Here is a 17,935-nt window from a genome sequence, read left to right as displayed (position 1 = left end):
CAGCTTATTGCTGCATTTTTTGTATTAATAACTAATGCTTATAAAAAAAACAATGTCTTAATAATCAAGACATTGTTTAATATTTATTTGCTAGTCTTCTTTTACTTCTTTTAAGAACCAAGGCATATCATATACATCGGGGCTGTGTAAGTGAGCCTTGAAAATTTGTGAAGCTGCAGATTTGTAATTTTGTAATGATAATGGGTGTTCATTATCTGGGTTAATACCTAAGAGGTTATATTCTCTAAGATCATAGCTATAAAATATACTGTATTCGTTTTTTCCAATTCCAAAGGTATGACTTGAAGCAGCAGTCATTAGACCAAAATAACTAAGTTTTCCGTCTTTTTCTACATATACTGGTGAACCAGAAGAGCCAGGTCCTCCGTAAATATGAGAGTAGTAATCTCTTCAACCGGTTTGGTATGAATTATCTTGAATATTTTTAGGTCTACGAGTAATTGAACCTGAAAGCTTCGTATGTGGGAAACCTAGTGTTGCTGCTTCCCAAATCATTGGAACTGATACTATTCTAAATTTAGAAGGAACATCCATACTAATATTTGGCATTTTCATTATTCTTTCAATTTTTGATACTATATCCATTTTTCCAGAATTTCTAGCATTTTTTAAGTGTTGATTTAAATTAATTGATAATAAGATCATATCATGGGGTTCACGTGTTTTTTTACCATCTTTTGATTCTTGAGAATGTGCTAACCACAATGCTTTAATAGGGATGCTGCCAGCAACGTAATGAGTTGAAAGATAATCTCTATTTCTTTCTAAATCATTTTTAATAAGTTGGTAAGCTAAAAAGTAATATTTAGCTACATAATCTTTTAAGAAACTATCACCAATAACATCATTAAAGTTTTTTGCTGCTTGAGTCTCCACGTGCATGTTAGTTATGTAGTAGAAAGTAGCATCATTAGGATTATCATTTGTTTTGGCCAAAAAACCACCTGTACCTGAAGTGGAAGCAGAGTATTGGAATGCACGAAGGTATGCATTATCAACAACATCTCAATCCCTTCATTCTTCAAGGCGCATGAATTCAGCATCTAATTTATAACCATTATGCAATTCATATGGTACATTTTGGTTAGGTTGATAAACGTCTCGATTTGCTAAATATTTTGCATCTGAAAAAATAGTAATAGGTTGATTAAATTGATTATAATCCATGTTGTTATAATCAAATCTGTTTTGGTTTACCTTAAAGTCTTCTTTTTCTTCATCATTAGTATATTTTACACTGATGCTTGCAGCAGCAGGTAAAATAATAAATGCTCTTTCTTTTTCAAACTCAGTTTTGAAATGATCTTGAACTTCTGGTTCATCAATAATAATTTTGTATGAATTATCTTCCATGAAGATTTTGAATTCAATACCAGTACTTTCATTTCATGTTAAACTTACAATATATTTAAAACTTTCTTGCTCTGAAGCTGTTGCACTGTAAATATACTTTTGTGACTTAGTTGCAATTAACTGATCAAAGTCAACATTTATATCAATACCATTACTTAAATCTCTAAGGCGATTAGTTTTATTAGTATCATTAATTAAAACATTAGCAAGGAGTTTGAATTTAATTGATCGATTTCTAGCATTTGGTTTTAATAAAGTTTGTCCTAAATATTTACGTTTAAAAGTCCATGAAGCTATGTTGGTTCTTTGATTTAAATTCCAAAGCAATTCATCTCACATAGGCTCAATTACTCTTTCGCGAGTAATTGAGGTTGGAGAATCTTGGATAGTTTTTAAATTGTTGTTAGTTCATGCAAAACTTTGATATATGTTATTTGTTTGACTTGGTGCAAAGCCTTGGATTTTGTATCAAATATTACCATTTATTCATTGATCATTACGATCTTGTACTTTAAAACTAATATAAGCTTGATCACCGGAAATACGTCTAATAGCATTTATTTTAAATAATGTAACTGGTAATGAATAATTTAAATAATTAATCTGCTTTTGTGAATCTGATTTTAATTTAATAACATTATTTAAATTTTCTAAATCAGCTGCTCACTGGTCCGCAGTTTTAGTTTTTAATGTTTCATAGTTAATTTCTAAATCACTTATTTTAATATTATTTACCATGATTTCAGGATAATGGTGTTGTTGATAATCATTAACTAAGTTAATTAAAGTATATTCTCTACCATTAGTATATCTTATGCTTTGGTTTTTCTTATTAATTCAACCTAGTTTAAATGTCATACCACGTTTACCAGTACGTTTAACATCATAATAAACAGCAAAGTACTCATTTGTTAAAGGTTTTGTATCAGTTGAGTTAACTGAAATGTTTTTATCATAATATTTTTTATCTAACGGAACATATGCTTTACTATCATGGTTTTCACCTTTATTGTCTGTACCGTTACTAAAAACCATTAAATATTCCATATTAACAAATGCTTTTTGATCAATCATATCTTGCACATTAAGCATTCTAAAATCTGGAGTTGGATTAGTTGATGAGGTTAATCTTGGCGTAAAGTTTGATTCATTAACTGAGTTGATGATACTAATAATATTTTGCGCTGGAGCTGTTGAGTTTTTAAAATCATCGGCAGTAAATACCTCACCTTTAGGTTTTAAATCAAAGAAGTTAAGTAATTTAAAATTATTAATTGAAACTGTTTTATTGTTGGTAGCAGCTGGTTTTTCAACTTCGACACCATCTTTTTTATATCATAAAACTAATTTTGCATTACCACCTCAATCATCAATATCTCTAACTTCTTTAATAAATAATTCATATTTACCAAATTTAGGCAAAATATATGATTCACTAAAGGCTTTAATTGCATCAGAAGCAAGGTAAACTTCATGAGAATTTTTACTCTTATGATTAATCTTTAAGGAATTAAAGAAATCAGAAGCATTACCATTAATTATTTTTAAGATTTTAGCTTCGTGAAGTTTATCAACGTATTCTTGATAATCACCTTCGTTATTTCAAAATTCTACTGGTTTATTAGTTGCTATTTTAGCTTCTTTAATTACTTGGTTATTAAACAATACTTTTAAAGTTACATATAGTTTATTATCTTTAAATTCAAAATCATCTGAAAAATCATAACGGAAGAATTTTGAAATAAATTTAGATTTAGCTTTAAAGTATTCTAATTTCTTATCTTTTTCATAAGATAAGAAATCTTGTGATTTTAGTTCTTTTAAGCCTTCATAATCTACATCAAAGTTTGTATCTAAGTCATTAATATTAATATCATTTACAAATTGTGTTACATCTTTTGCATATACTTTATTAAATTTGTATTTATAACTAATTTCAGGTTTTGATTTTAAAAACACTGTAACTTCAACTAGTAAATTATTCCAGTTAGTTTTATCCAATTCTAAATTAGTTATTTGATAATCAACATATTCATTGTCGTGGACATCAAAGAATAACTTAGTGTTTTCAAAGTTGTATGATGCAGAATATGAGTATTTCTCTAAATCATATTTAGCACCTATTTCATTAAATTCAAATTTAAGTTTTCCATCTGTTTCTGCTTTGAAGTAATCTAAAAGAGTTTTTGAATCTGTTTCAGTATTATTCTTAAGATTTGTTTCTTGTGTCTCAAATGTTTTTAATAATTCTTCAAACGTACTAATATTGTTAGACATTGAAACTAGAGAAATTTTCTCTAGTTTAGATTCCTTATCAAAAAGTTTTAAATATTTACCTTTTTCTTTGTAATATTCTAAAACTTGTTTTTGTGATTTTTGATATTCGCTAGTAATATAATTTTCAATTGAATTTAACTTATTCTTAAGATTGGTTCATGATTCAAGGAATTTAGTAAACTCAGTTTCAAAGGTAGTAAGTGCATTTTGTCCATAAGCATTTATTAAATCAGTTAAATCTTGTTTATTTTGATTACTTAAATCTGTTTCATTAACTTTACTAATTAATCTTTGTTTTGTATTTACTACAACATTTGTTTCTAAATAGTTAAGTTTTTCTTGTAGTTCGTAAATTCCTGCAAGTGAATATATTTGTTTAATGCTATTTCTTAGTTCTTCTTTAGTTGTAGTATCAATATCAGAACTTTCAACTAAAGCAGTGAAATCTTGCTTTTTACTATTAACATACTCAGAAGCTAAATTGTTCTCAATAATATAGTTTGTAATTGAAACAAAATGACTATCAAAACCTTGGTTAAAGGTTGTTAATTTATCAAAAGATAAGTTAGTATTAACATACTCTTTTGCTTGGTTAATTTTAGTTTGTAATTCTTGATTTGAATTTAGAGTTGCAAATTCAATTACATCTTCTAACTTAGTTAAATTTTTATCAATAGTTTTAACTAATTCTAGTGGTTTATTAATTGATGGTTTTAGGTTAAATAGCTTAGAAGTATTATTTTTTAATAAATCACTAACTTTTGAATTACTTAATTTAATTTTTTTAGCTTCTAAAAGAAAATCATCAAGTTCTTTATTTTTAGATAAAATGGCTTCGTTATATGAAGAAAGTTCTTGTTTAGTTGTTTTAATTTGAGTTAAAAACTCAGGAGTAAGTTTATCAAAGTTATTATTTGTAGTATTGATAAATTTATCATATTCATCTAGTTTAGTTTTAATTTTTTCAAAATTGTCTGGTTTGTAATCAATAGTTGAGTATAAACTTTCAATTTTGGTGTTTAAAATTGATAAATATTCAGTTACAAAATCAATTAATAAATTTGCTTTTGATTCATCAAAATCATTATTTTGATAATTTGTTACAGTTTGTTTCAAAACATCTACAGAACTATTATTAACAGAATTTAGAAAGTTATTAACTTTGGTAATATTAGCATTATCAGTAGGTTTTGGTGTTGGTTTTTCATCATTTGTACAAGATAATGCAACAAATGGAATGACAGTTAGTGATGATAAGGCCAATGAGAATTTTTTAATTTTTTGCATAAAACTCCAGTATTTTTATTTAATTTATTATTAGTAAATTTTTTGTAATTGTAATATCTTTAAAGTTATAAATAAAAATTTATATTAAATTTTTATTTATTAGAAGTAAGATATTTTATTTTTTTTAAATTAATAAAATTGTTTAAATGTGTTTTATTAAAATTCAATTATTAATTTTCTATAGTTTCTTTTAAGAATCAAGGCATATCATAGACATCAGGGCTGTGTAGGTGTGCTTTAAATATTTGAGAAGCTGCTGATCTATAGTTATGTAGTGAAAGAGGGTGTTCGTGATCTGTGTTAAGACCAAGCAAATTATATTCACGAATGTCATAACTATAGAATAAAGAGAATTCATCGCCACCCATATATCCACCTGATCCAGCTGTAAGAATCCCAAAGTAATTGTGTTTTCCATCTTTTTCAACATATACAGGACTACCTGAAGATCCACCACCTGAGTAAATATGTGAGTAGTAATTTCTTCAACCTGTCGCAAATGAATTATCTAAAACTCATTTTGGTCTTCTGGTAATTGACCCAGTGATTTTATCTTTTGGGAAACCTAATGTTGCTGCTTCTCAAATCATTGGAACTGATACTATTCTAAATTTAGATGGTACATCTAAACCGATATTTGGCATGCTCATTAGTTTTTCTGTTTTTCAAACTAAATCCATAAGACCACGATTGCGAGCATCTTTTAATTTATCATTTAAGTCAATTGATAATAAGATCATATCATGTGGCCCGCGAGTTTTGCTACCATCTCTAGAAACAGCGCTGTGTGCTAATCATATTCCTTTAACTGTTACATTGCCATATCTGTGAGTAGCAGTTTTATTTCTGTTTCGTTCTAGATTATTACCATTTAATTGGAAAGCCAAATTATAATTTCTACCTGTATTATCCTTTAGGAACGAATCATCAACAACATGGCTTCAATTAGTAGCAACACCAGTTTCAACGTGCATGTTTGTTATGTAATAGAAAGTAGCATCATTTGGATCATTATTAGTTTTCGCTAAGAAACCACCAGTACCAATTCCACCTCCTGCGGCGTCCTGGGTTGCTCTTAAATAAGCATTTTCCACAACGTCTCAGTTTCTTCATTCTTCAAGGCGCATGTGTTCGGCATCCATTTTGTATCCTTCATGTAATTTGAAGGATACATTTTGATTTGGTTGATATTCATTACGGTTAGCTAAATATTCACCATCAGAGTAAATTGTAATAGGTTGGTTGAATTGGTTGTATTCCATATGATTATAATCAAAACGGTTTTGATATATTCCAAAATCTTCTAATTCTTCATCATTTGTATATTGAATGCTTGCACTTACGGAAGCAGGTAATATTAAAAATGCCCGGTGTTTTTCAAATGTTTCTTTGAAATTAATTTGTGTGTCTGGTTCATCAATAATTATTTTATATGAGTTGTCCTCCATATAGATTTTAAACTCAATACCCGTAGTTTCATTTCAGGTTAGACTTACTATATATTTAAAAGTTTTGTCTGTATTGGTTTTAGCTTCTTTAAGATATTTAAGTGTTTTAGAAGCAATTAAATTATCTAAATCTACATTTAAAGCTATAGTATTATCGTTATTTCTAATGCGCTGAGTTTTTTGGTTATCATTAATTAAAGAATTAGCATGTATATTAAATTTAATATTTCTATTTCTAGCATTTGGTTTTAATAATGTTTGTTCAAGATATTTTCGTTTAAAGGTTCATGATGCAATATTAGTACGAGTATTGATATCTCATAATAAATCATCTCACATTGGTTCAATTACTCGATCACGAGTAATTGAACTTAGCGAATCTTGAATTGTTCTTAAATTTGAATTTCTTCATGTAAAACTTTCGTATAAATTATTTGTTTGACTTAAAGCAAATCCTTTTATTTTGTATCACGTATTACCTTGAATTCATTTATTGCTTTTATCTTGGACCTTAAAGCTGATGTATGCTTGGTCACCAGAAATACGTTTTATAGAATTTATTTTAAATATTGAAGCTGGTAAAGAGAAATTTTTGTATTGAATTTCATTATTTTCATTAACTTTCAATTTGATTACTTGTTCAAGGCCATTTAAATCTCTTGCTCATTCATCTGCTGTTTTAGTTTTTAAGACTTCATAATTAATATCTAAATCGCTTAGTTTTATATTATTAACCATGATTTCTGGGTAGTGGTGTTGTTGGTAGTCATTTACTAAGTTTATTAAGGTATATTCTTGCTCGTTGGTATATCTAATTGATTGATCAGTTTTCTTAATTCATCCAAGTTTAAATGACATACCACGCTTACCAACACGTTTTACATCATATCAAACTGGGAAATAATCTCCTCGTAATGTGCTTATATTTGTTGCATTAACCTCTATATCTTTATCATAATATTTGTTATCTAATGGAACATATGCTTTATTATCGTGGTTTTCGCCTTTGTTATTAGAACCTGTATTATTTATTAACATTAAATATTCCATGTTAATAAATGCTTTTTGGTCAATTAAATCTTGAACATTGATAAGTCTAAAATCAGGTTCTACTTTAGTTGATGAAGTGAGCCTTGGAGTAAAGTTTGATTCATTAACCGAGTTAATTAAATTAATAATATTTTGATCTGGTGTTGTTGCATCTTTAAAGTCTTCTGCAGTAAAGATTTCACCTTTAGGTTTTAAGTCAAAGAAGTTAAGTAATTTGAAATTTCCGACTCTAATTGTTTTATTAAAAACTTGAGCAGGGTTTTTAATTGGAATCTCAACACCATCTTTTTTATATCATAAAACTAAGTTTGCACTACCATCTCAATCATTAATGTTTTTAACTTCCTTAATAAACAATTCATATTTACCAAATTTAGGCATGATATATGAATCATTGAATGCTTTGATTGCATCAGAAGCAAGATAGATTTCATGAGTGGTTTTGGTTTCAGGTTTGAATTGCAATGAATTGAAAAATGTTGCAGCATCTCCATTAATGATCTTTAATATTTTTGCTTCATGAATTTGATCAAGATAGTCTTGATAATTTCCTTCATTATTTCAAAATTCTACAGGTTTAATAGTAGGTATTTTACCCTCTTTTATTATTTGATTATTGAAAAAGACTTTTATTGTTGCATATAATCTATTATTTTTATATTCAAAATCATCGCTGAATTCATAATTAAAGAATTTAGCAATTTTTGTCCCCTTGTGTTTGAAATATTTTAATTTTTCTGAATGAGGCAATGCTAAAAAATCAGTTGCTTTCATTTCTTTTAAATCATCATAAGCAACTTCAAAATTCTGGTCTAAAGTATCAACCTGAATTAAATTTACATACTCAGATACATTTTTATCAAATGTTTTTGAGAAATTATAAGAGTAATTTATTTCTGGGTTAGATTTTAAAGTTACTTTAACGTTTACTAACAAGTTATTTCAGTTTTTTTTGTCTAATTCTAGATTTGTGATTTGGTAATCTACATAATCATTATCATGTACATCAAAGAACAACTTAGTATTTTCAAAGGTATATGATGCAGAATATGAATATTTTTCTAGGTCATATTTTAAACCAAGTTCATTATATTCAAATTTTAATTTCTCACCAGCATCCTCTTTAAAGTAATCTAATAATGTTTTTGAATCTTGTTCTTTATTTTCTAGTAATTTGCGTTCTTGTTCTTCTAAAGCTTTTAAGTGTGCCTTAAAAGTTTCAATATTATTTTCCATTGAAACTAAAGAAATTTTTTCTAACAAGTCCTTATTAAATAATTTAATATACTTACTTTTTTCTTTGTAATATTCTAATACTTGTTTTTGAGAACCTGTATACTCATTATTTATATATTTTTCAATGCTTGTTAATCTACTATTAATTTGCTCTAAAAGTTGCTTGAATATATCAAATTGTTCTTTAAAACTAGTTAAAGAAGTTAGTGAATAACTATTAAGAAGATCTTTTAAATCATCTATATTATTTTTGGTTAATTTAGAATTTTCAATTTGAGTAACCAATGATTTTCTTAGATCCACTAATTCAATTGTTTCTATATGATTTAGCTTTTCTTGCAATTCATAGATTCCAGTAATGTTGTAAACATTCTTAATTTCATTACTTAATTGCTCTTTGATTTGACTATTAAGATTAGCATTTTCTACTAAAACAGTTAATTCTTGTTTAAGATTTTTAACATTATCTGAAGTCATGTTATTTTGGACAATATAATTTGTAAGCGATTTAAATTTATTTTCTAATTCGTTATTATATGAATTTATGTTATTAACTGATAAATTTTCATTTATATATGACTTTGTTTCGTTGATTTTGTTTGTTAATCCTGTGTTATTTAGTTCTGTTGCAAAATTAAAGAAATCATAAAGCTTTTTAATATTATCATCTATTTTTTTAATTAAATCAAAAGGTTTTTGAATTTGTGTTCTGACCTTAAATAATTTATATATTTCAGTATTTATGAAATTTTTTAAATTATTGTTGGATATTTTTATATTTATTGCTTCTTTGACAAATTCATCTAGTTCTTTATTTTTATTGCTTACTTCTGAATTATATGCTTGAATATCGCTACTTGTTTGCTTAATTTGAGCAAGTAATTCTGGTGTAAATTGGTCAAAGTTATTATTTGTTGTATTAATAACTTTATCATATTCTTGAAGTTTTGATTGAATTGCAGTTAGATTTTCTGGATTAAATTCAATTGTTGAATAAACACTTTCTATTTTTGTGTTAAGTATATTAAAATATTCAGTAACGAAGTTGATTAAAAGATCAGCTTTAGAAGCTGAAAAATCATTACTAGGGTAGTTTATTAAACTTTCTTTAAGTGTATCTACATTTGCATTATTAATAGATGCAAGGAAATTCTGGACTTTTTGAATATTAGGATTGGCGATATCTCGCACATCTTCCCCTGGTTTTTTGGGAACGTTTGGATTAGTGTCATTTGAACATCCAACTGCTATTGCTGGTAATAAAGAAAGTGCAGCAGATGCTAGTGATATTTTTTTAAATTTCTTCATAATGGCTCCTTTTTTAGTCAAAAGTATGATATATAAAATGTGATAATTTTGTATATATTATTATACTTGAAAATTGATCAAAAATAACCTAATATTTCTATAATATTTTGGCATTTTATTTAGTATAATTTATATACATTTTATAGTTAGATTCAATATTTTAAAATTAGGAGGAAAAATGGCAAAAATTATAAAAAAAATTATTTTATGTAGCACAGTTTTGGTAGGTCTTTCACCTGCTTTAATTTCATGTTCAAAGGAGCCAAAACCTGAAATTAATAACCCAAAACCAGGCGAATACAAAGAAAACACGGATTTTACAAATAAATTACAAGTAACTAAAAAAGAGAACCCACAATTTGAGTTGCAATCAACAGAGACTATTTCATTATACAATGTACCAATTTCACCGGTAATTAAGGTTTGAACCGGTGAAATAATTTCAAAAAACTCACTACCATCAGAAGTAAGAATAGTTGACCAAAATAACAATGCTGTATTTAGAAAAGTTAATTGACAACTAGAACAAGAAATAACAGTTTATAATGATATGAAAATTGAAGGCACTGTTTTACATGATGGTAAAAATATGCAAGTCAATGCTATTGTTTTACAACAACGTAAATCTTTAGCAAATGATAGTAATTATGTAATTCGTGAAGATGGTCTAAAAGTCGATCAAGACAAGAGCACTAAAGATGGGGACGCAAATATAAACGCGGCAAAACAAAATTTACTAAAACTAATTGATCGTTCAGGTCAATTTGGGGCTAGTGGTTCAAGATGAGACAATTGAAAAACATTTGGACAAGAACAAGATAATAACTTAGTTTTTCACTGAGACAAGCTTACTAAACTTTCCAGAGTTGAAATTTCATTTTGAATCGCGGCAAACAAAGAAGGATCTGCAGGGAAATTACCTAAAAATATTTACATATGGCATTCAAATGATGGTGTAAATTGAACAAAAGTTAGAAATCAAGATAGGACATCTGATGTAGATTTTGGACCAATGGAAAGAAATAACAATAGCGGTTGGTCAAATGCTGCATTACCTAAAAATATTCATTTTGATGAAGTTGAAACACAATGACTTCGTATTACTTGAGATCCTTCTCAAAATGATAAAGGGCAAAACTATATTTTGGGAATCACAAACATTTTCTTTAAAGGTGCTAAATCTGAAGAGTCTCTTATCTTTAATCAGTCTAAAAACATTTATAAACTAAAATACCAAGACAAAGAAATTGATCAACCAGAAAAAGATACTGTGCTGGAGGTTAATGATTTTTCTGGTGATATAGCAGTTTCTACTAACGGTGCGTCATATGATATTCATTTAGTTAAAGAAGAAACAAATTTAAAAAAATATCTTATTGTTGTTTATAATGATCTAGGAGATTATTCAACTTATAATTTAACACTTGAACAAAAGGGGAAATAATATGAATGTTAAAAAACAACTTAAAAAATCATTTTTATTAAGTCCCGCTTTTGTTATACCATTTACTATTTCTAATAACACAGAAGTAAACCATAGCGATATACAACAATCTTTTAAACAAAACGAGTTAATTAAATACCTTCCCGTTAAAGAATTTGTTTATAAAACAGAATATTTTACTGTTCTTAATGATATTAATATTGTTTCTAGTGAATTAGATCAAAATCCTTTTTTATTAGACTTTAAAGACTTTTTGGAAAAACAAGGGTTTAATGTTTCAATTTCTAATCGCTTAGATAAACAAGTTACTAATATTGTCTTAAATCTTAGTTCAAATAATGATTTATTTGCAGGCTATGATATAAATAATGAATTCAATGATTTATATAACGACGAATACTTTATCGAAGCGGAGAAAAATCACTTTTTTGTACAAACTAAAGATCAAAAGGCGACTGCTTATGCCTTGAATGATCTAAAAAGTATTTTTCTTAATTTAGATAACAAATCATTTAAAAATTTTAAACTACATAATTATTTTGATATTACTAACCGTATTGTTTATGATGCTAATAATTCTAGTTTAGAAGATTTAGAAGATAATTTAAAAAATGCTGCAAGTAACAAATTTAATAAATATGTTTATTTAAATCCTGATGAGACTAATTGACGTAAAGACTATACTAGTAATGAGTTAAATGAAATTAAAACTAAGGTTGAATTAGCAAACAAATATAATTTAGATTTTATTTATGCGCTTGATATTTTAAGCAACCAACCAATAACGGATGGTGAATATTATGAATTTGATTTTAATATTTTAAAAACTAAAATACAACAACTTACTGATTTAGGTGTTAGTGGTTTTGCCGTTGTTGTTAAAAATACTGCCGGAGTAAACTATACTTTATTAACTCGGATTATTAATGAACTTAGTGAATTTTTAGAACCAATACAAAAAGATTTGTATTACTTTACAAGTATAGCATCAAATAGTATTAATACATCATTTGCAACACTTAAGGATCATGTTACCTTAGTTAATTATGGCGCTACTAAATACGGTGATTTTGATAATGAATTTATTGAGAAATATTATGCAAATAATAATAAAAAAAGCGGGATGGTTTTAAATTGAGCAAGTGGTTATAATGAAGGTTTATTAAATTTAGATGTTCTGAATAATTTAAACATTACAAATAACTCTTTAGCACAATCCAATTCTTACACAGTAGCACTAGGTAAATCAACAGGATTAAACAAACTATATTTAAACCAGTTTGCAAGTTTATGATACTTAAACAGTGATAATAAAGAGCAATTTAAACTTAATGCAATTAAAAATGCCTTTACTTCTTCTAATGTAGTTCTTATAAATGCTTTTAATAATGTTTCAAAACATATTATTAATACTAAAATAAATAATAGTACAAAATCAGTCGACTGATCCGAAAGTTCTGATGTTGCGAATTTATTTGATGCCTTAAGTTCTAAATATAATGATAAAAGTTTTAGTAATTTAGAAATTAATGACTTTAAATATTATTTCGAAGTACTAAAACAAGATATAGGCTTGCTTTTAAATAACAAGAATTCATTAATTGTAGACCTTAAACCTTGATTAGAAAAACTTTTATTAATTTCACAACTTAATTTAAAAATAGCTGAGATTTTAGAATATTTTAAGGATAATTTAATCTCAAGAACACAATACTCTATAAATGAAGCAATTAATTTATATAAAAAATTAGATACTTTTAAGGTAAATGAGATGCCCATTAATGGAGCGACTAAAATGCTCTTACCAAAAACAATTGAATTATTAACAAAAGTATATGGAAAACCACTTCAAAATATTTCTATGCAAACTACACCTCCTGTTGTTTCTAATAATGGAAGTGGTGGAACTTGATTTACAGATGGTCAATTCACTCAAGCTGATACCGGTAATTTAAGCACAACAGGTGGCAGATGGCAAAATATTTTTGATACTGACCCTAATTCTGAATGAGTTATTAAGCCGGGAACAGATCCTAACTTCCCAGTAGATTGATTTTTTGCTGTGAAATATCCATCAAGGAGAAATATTACAACAGTATTAATTGAACAAGCTGTTAACCACCCAAATACAAGATTTACAGACTTTTCTATAGAATATTATGATTATTCAACAAGTTCATGAAAAGCATTTAGTTCACATCATTTAGGCAATGCAGCTCGTTATGTTGTAGGTGGTTGAGCACCTAATACTGATAAAATTAGAGTTCGTAACCATAAAGTTGCTGATCCAAGTTGGAGAATTGGTACTATTTTAGCGGCAGGAGAAAATTCAGTTTTTAATGATTTAGGTTTAACTGCTCATACTGCTAATTTAGATTTATCTACTGAACTTGAGGGTAATAATTTAGAAAATATTGTTGATAATAATAGTTCAACATATGCTCGTTTAACACATAAAGGCGGAGGAAATATACGTGCTAATGATTCATTAGATATATTATTTCCAATTTATAAAGAATATGCAAGATTGAGATTAGTTCAAGAACCTGGTTTATTATTAAAAAACTTTAAAATACAAAAGATTGTAAATGGCGAATATACTGATTTGGGAACTGAATTTAGTTCTGATAATGAGGTGATTAATATAAACATTCCTCAAAGCACAGGAAAACTTAATGGAATAAGGATTATAGCCACCCAAAATAGCGATAGTGAATGGGGTATAAAATCCGCATATTTATTTGATAAAATTGCTTCCGATATTAATTACACATATACTTCAAACCAAGTAAATCAAGATAATTTTATTGCTGAATTTGAAGCGGGAAAATTTACCTTAAATAACAAAAGTCAAACTACTTCTCGTATAACATTACAACCAAATGAAATAGTGGGTCTAGATTTCAAGAAGCCATTACTAATAACTAAAGTTAATTCAAAAATCAGCAACGAAAACATCAAATATTTCTATTCACATGATGGCTATCGTTGAATTGAAATTGCAGATATTAATAATTTAGATAACAATCTGCAAGCGAAATATTTTGGGTTTAAGAATTCTTCGGAACAACCAACTGAGTTTACCTTTAGCAATTTGGAAGTTGTTACAGAAGATCCGCAATCTATAGGTAAAGTAGATTCATCGACAGTACCAATGAAAAATAAAGCAAACGAAAAATTTGAGTTTGACAATGATTTTGATAAGGGAAATGTTTTTGTTAATCCTAAAAATGGTCAATATATTATTTATGATCTTGGGAAAGAAATAGATATTGAATCCTTAAGAATTTATGCTTCTAATAAAACAGAGCACTACCCAAGAAATTTATCAATACAATTATCAAATGATAAATTAGAATGGCGCCCAGCTTTTGCAATTAATGACAAAAATTGAACCACAAATACACAGGTTTTAGGTGATACAATATTTGGATTATTTGATGAAAAACACCCTGATTATAGATATTGAGGTAATGATAAATTAAATATTAAATCAGCTCGATTTGTTAGACTAAACATTCTTGCTAATTATCCGGCAAACAAGGATTTAGAAATTAGCGAAATTGTGATAAACAATCAAAAATACAACAACGTAAGAACAGATGTTTATGAATTTACCGGCTCAGAAGTCTTAGATATTGATAAAAATAAGAAAGTTGAAAATTTAACCCAATTATTCACAGATAAAAACGATGTTAAGAAAGTTGTTTTTAGTGTAAATAATGCAAACTTCACAAATAAGAATTTAGTAATTTTCACTGACAATCCAGTTGCCAATGCCTTTGTTAAATTAGAAGTAATTCATAAAACATCAGGTCAAATCAGTGAAATAATTCTTGGCGAATTAGTTTTAAATTTAATGAATTTTACATTACCTAATGATGCTGATTTAAGTATTCAGAAAGTTATTTTTACTTGGCAAGGTGAAAATCCACTTGTACAAAGCATTTATTTAACAGATTCGACTAATACTCAAAAATCAACTGATGAATTAAATCAACTGATGGCAAATATCCCTGGTTCATTTGAGAGTTGAAGCGATGAAAACAAAACTCAGTTCAATACATTAAGGACCAACATTGTCAGTTCACTTAAGTATGAATATCTTAGTCAAGAAACAATTGTGGAATTCAAAAAAGAGCTTTCATATTTATTGAACAAATATTCTGCTTCAGCACTTGATACATCTGAGTTGTCTTATCTAACATCGCAAGTTTATTCAAATAAGAATTCAATATATACTGAAGATTCTTATAATATTTATTTACATGCTTTAGAAAATGGACGTACGTTATTAGCTAATAAAACAAATCTAAATGAAGTAAATTATAACCAAGCTATTCAAGATATAACTAAGGCTCGCCTTTCTCTAACTCATTCATTTAATACTAAAGCAACATTTTTTACTTTAATTAATAAATATAATGATCTAGATCGCAGAAATTATACGAATGAAACATTAGCTCCACTCGATGAATTAGTTTCAATTAATGCTCATTTAGTTACTGCAAATAACATAGATGATCTGGATTTAGATACACTTTCTTTAGTTAATAACAATTTATTTGATGCTTTTAATAAACTAAAATATAATGAAGTTATTCAATCATATAAAACTTTAGAAGAACTTATCAAACAAGCCAAAAAACTTGAAGATTCTTACAAGGAAGGATGAAATGATCCGCTCAAAGAACTAAGAAAGCAAATTGAATCTTCCGAAACAGATTTAGTAAATTCAGGGCTCGGCGCATCTAACAATGCAAATGTTAAAAATTCAGTGACTTTATTAGAAAAAGCTATTGATGATTTTAAACTACTTGTTTCATCAAAACGTGAAAAATTGAAAAAGCACCTTGACGATCCATATATTAATATGTCTCACTTCTTTATTAAAAGTACTGCTGATGCATATGCGAGTCAATACTCTAAAGCAAAACTTGTTTATGAAAATGAAAAAGCTGGTGAGTTAGAAGTTGAGAATGCTACTGTGGCAATGAATAATGCTCGTTTAAATCTAGAGGTAAGCAAAGATTACTTTAATTATCTTATGAATTCAGTGGAAAACAAAGATGTTAAAAGTGCTTTTAAAGAAAAAATGACCGAAATTTCTAGTAAACCAGAAGTATTGCAATTCTTGCAATTAGTTAGCAATTATATAACACCAAGTTTCTACCGTCCTTTGGAGGCTGGGAAGTCTGCATTTATAAAACAACTAGCTAAGTATAAAAACCAAGACTTAGTAAAAGAATTAAGTTATAATGTTAACCGAACATATACTTATGAATCATTTGAGCAAGCTAAAAATCAAGCACTTGAAAAACTAGATAATAGCGAAAAAACTGCTTTTAATAAAACAACAATAACCCCTATTAACCGTAAAATTACTTTAGGATTTGTATTCGCCATGTTTGCAACATTAACATCTGGATTCCTTGCTCTATACTGATTTAAAATACGTAAAAAGAAACAATAAATAAAACTGGAGAGATTATTTCTCCAGTTTTTTAGATTAATAATTATAATAATTCAATTCCTTGTTCTTTCAGTTCATTACGGTAGTTTTCAGGTCAAAAACTAGCTTGAACTTCACCGATATGTTTTTTTTCTAATAAAAACATACTCACACGGCTTTGACCAATACCACCACCAATAGTTAAAGGTAGTGTATTTTTAATAATTGCTTTGTGATATGGTGAGAGGTTTTTAACTTCTTCTTGTGTTTTATTGCTTTGGCTTACAATAGAATTTTGATCTACTCTAATGCCCATTGATGAAATTTCAATAGCTTTATCATGTACTTTAGAATAAACAAGTAAATCACCATTTAAGTTTCAATCATCATAGTCAAAAGCTCTAAGAGAATGAATTAAACCTGATTTAAGTTTATAACCAATTTTAGATATAAAAACAGCACCTTTTTCACGAACAATAGCATCTTCTCTTTCTTCCAAGGTCATTGCAGGATATAAGTCTTCTAATTCCTGTGAACTAATGAAAAAAATTTCTTTTGGTAAATTATTTTCAAGAACCGAAAATTCTTTAACTAAGTTTTCCTTTGTCTGGTATAAAGCAGAATAGATTTTTTTTACTACATTATGTAAGAAGTCAATATTGCGATCACTTTTATTTATAATAACTTCTCAATCCCATTGATCAACATAATATGAATGAGTAAAATCAAGGTCTTCTTCCCGGCGCACTGCATTCATATCAGTATATATACCTTCTCCTGGTAAATAATTATATTGTTTTAAAGCATGTCTTTTTCATTTAGCGAGTGAATGAACAATTTCTAAATGAATATTAGGTTGCTCCTTAGGCGAGAAAGATACAGGAGCTTCACCGTTTAAACCATCATTTAATCCCGATTCTTTTAATAAGAATAGTGGAGCAGTTGCCCGTGTCAAATTCAACTTTTCCTGGATCAAAGCTTGGAAATTCTTTTTCAAGGATTGAATTGCTTTTTGTGTTTCTTTAATGTTTAATTTTGATTTATACATGGAGATATTAT

5 protein-coding genes are annotated in these 17,935 nt (G+C 27.5%); 2 read left to right on the top strand and 3 right to left on the bottom strand.

All coding sequences use genetic code 4. The features are described 5' to 3' along the window. Positions 1-90 precede the first annotated feature (90 nt). Both AC0B4T_RS03885 and AC0B4T_RS03880 read right to left on the bottom strand, forming a co-directional pair. Positions 91-4,938, bottom strand: a complete 4,848-nt coding sequence (locus AC0B4T_RS03885; protein ID WP_465103210.1) for an MGA_1079 family surface serine endopeptidase — start codon at positions 4,936-4,938, stop codon at positions 91-93. 170 nt (positions 4,939-5,108) lie between these two features. After that, the gene (locus tag AC0B4T_RS03880) at positions 5,109-9,980 is read right to left on the bottom strand and encodes an MGA_1079 family surface serine endopeptidase (RefSeq protein WP_465103209.1); all 4,872 of its coding nucleotides are present in this window, start codon (positions 9,978-9,980) and stop codon (positions 5,109-5,111) included. Positions 9,981-10,158: 178 nt separating this feature from the next. On the opposite strand from AC0B4T_RS03880, the gene AC0B4T_RS03875 reads away from it, so the two are divergent. Together AC0B4T_RS03875 and AC0B4T_RS03870 are read left to right on the top strand one after the other, a co-directional pair. Continuing rightward, the gene (locus AC0B4T_RS03875; RefSeq protein WP_465103208.1) at positions 10,159-11,424 is read left to right on the top strand and encodes a fibronectin type III domain-containing protein; all 1,266 of its coding nucleotides are present in this window, start codon (positions 10,159-10,161) and stop codon (positions 11,422-11,424) included. A 1-nt stretch (position 11,425) separates the two neighbouring features. Next, on the top strand, positions 11,426-16,897 hold the full coding sequence (locus AC0B4T_RS03870) for a beta-N-acetylglucosaminidase domain-containing protein (protein WP_465103207.1): 5,472 nt from the start codon (positions 11,426-11,428) through the stop codon (positions 16,895-16,897). 43 nt (positions 16,898-16,940) lie between these two features. Here AC0B4T_RS03870 and asnA read toward each other — a convergent pair whose 3' ends face one another. Then, on the bottom strand, positions 16,941-17,924 hold the full coding sequence (gene asnA / locus AC0B4T_RS03865; RefSeq protein ID WP_465103206.1) for an aspartate--ammonia ligase: 984 nt from the start codon (positions 17,922-17,924) through the stop codon (positions 16,941-16,943). Between the last annotated feature and the right edge of the window lie 11 nt (positions 17,925-17,935).

Source organism: Mycoplasma sp. 10961 (assembly GCF_055523525.1).
This window is presented reverse-complemented; position numbering and strand designations above follow the sequence as displayed.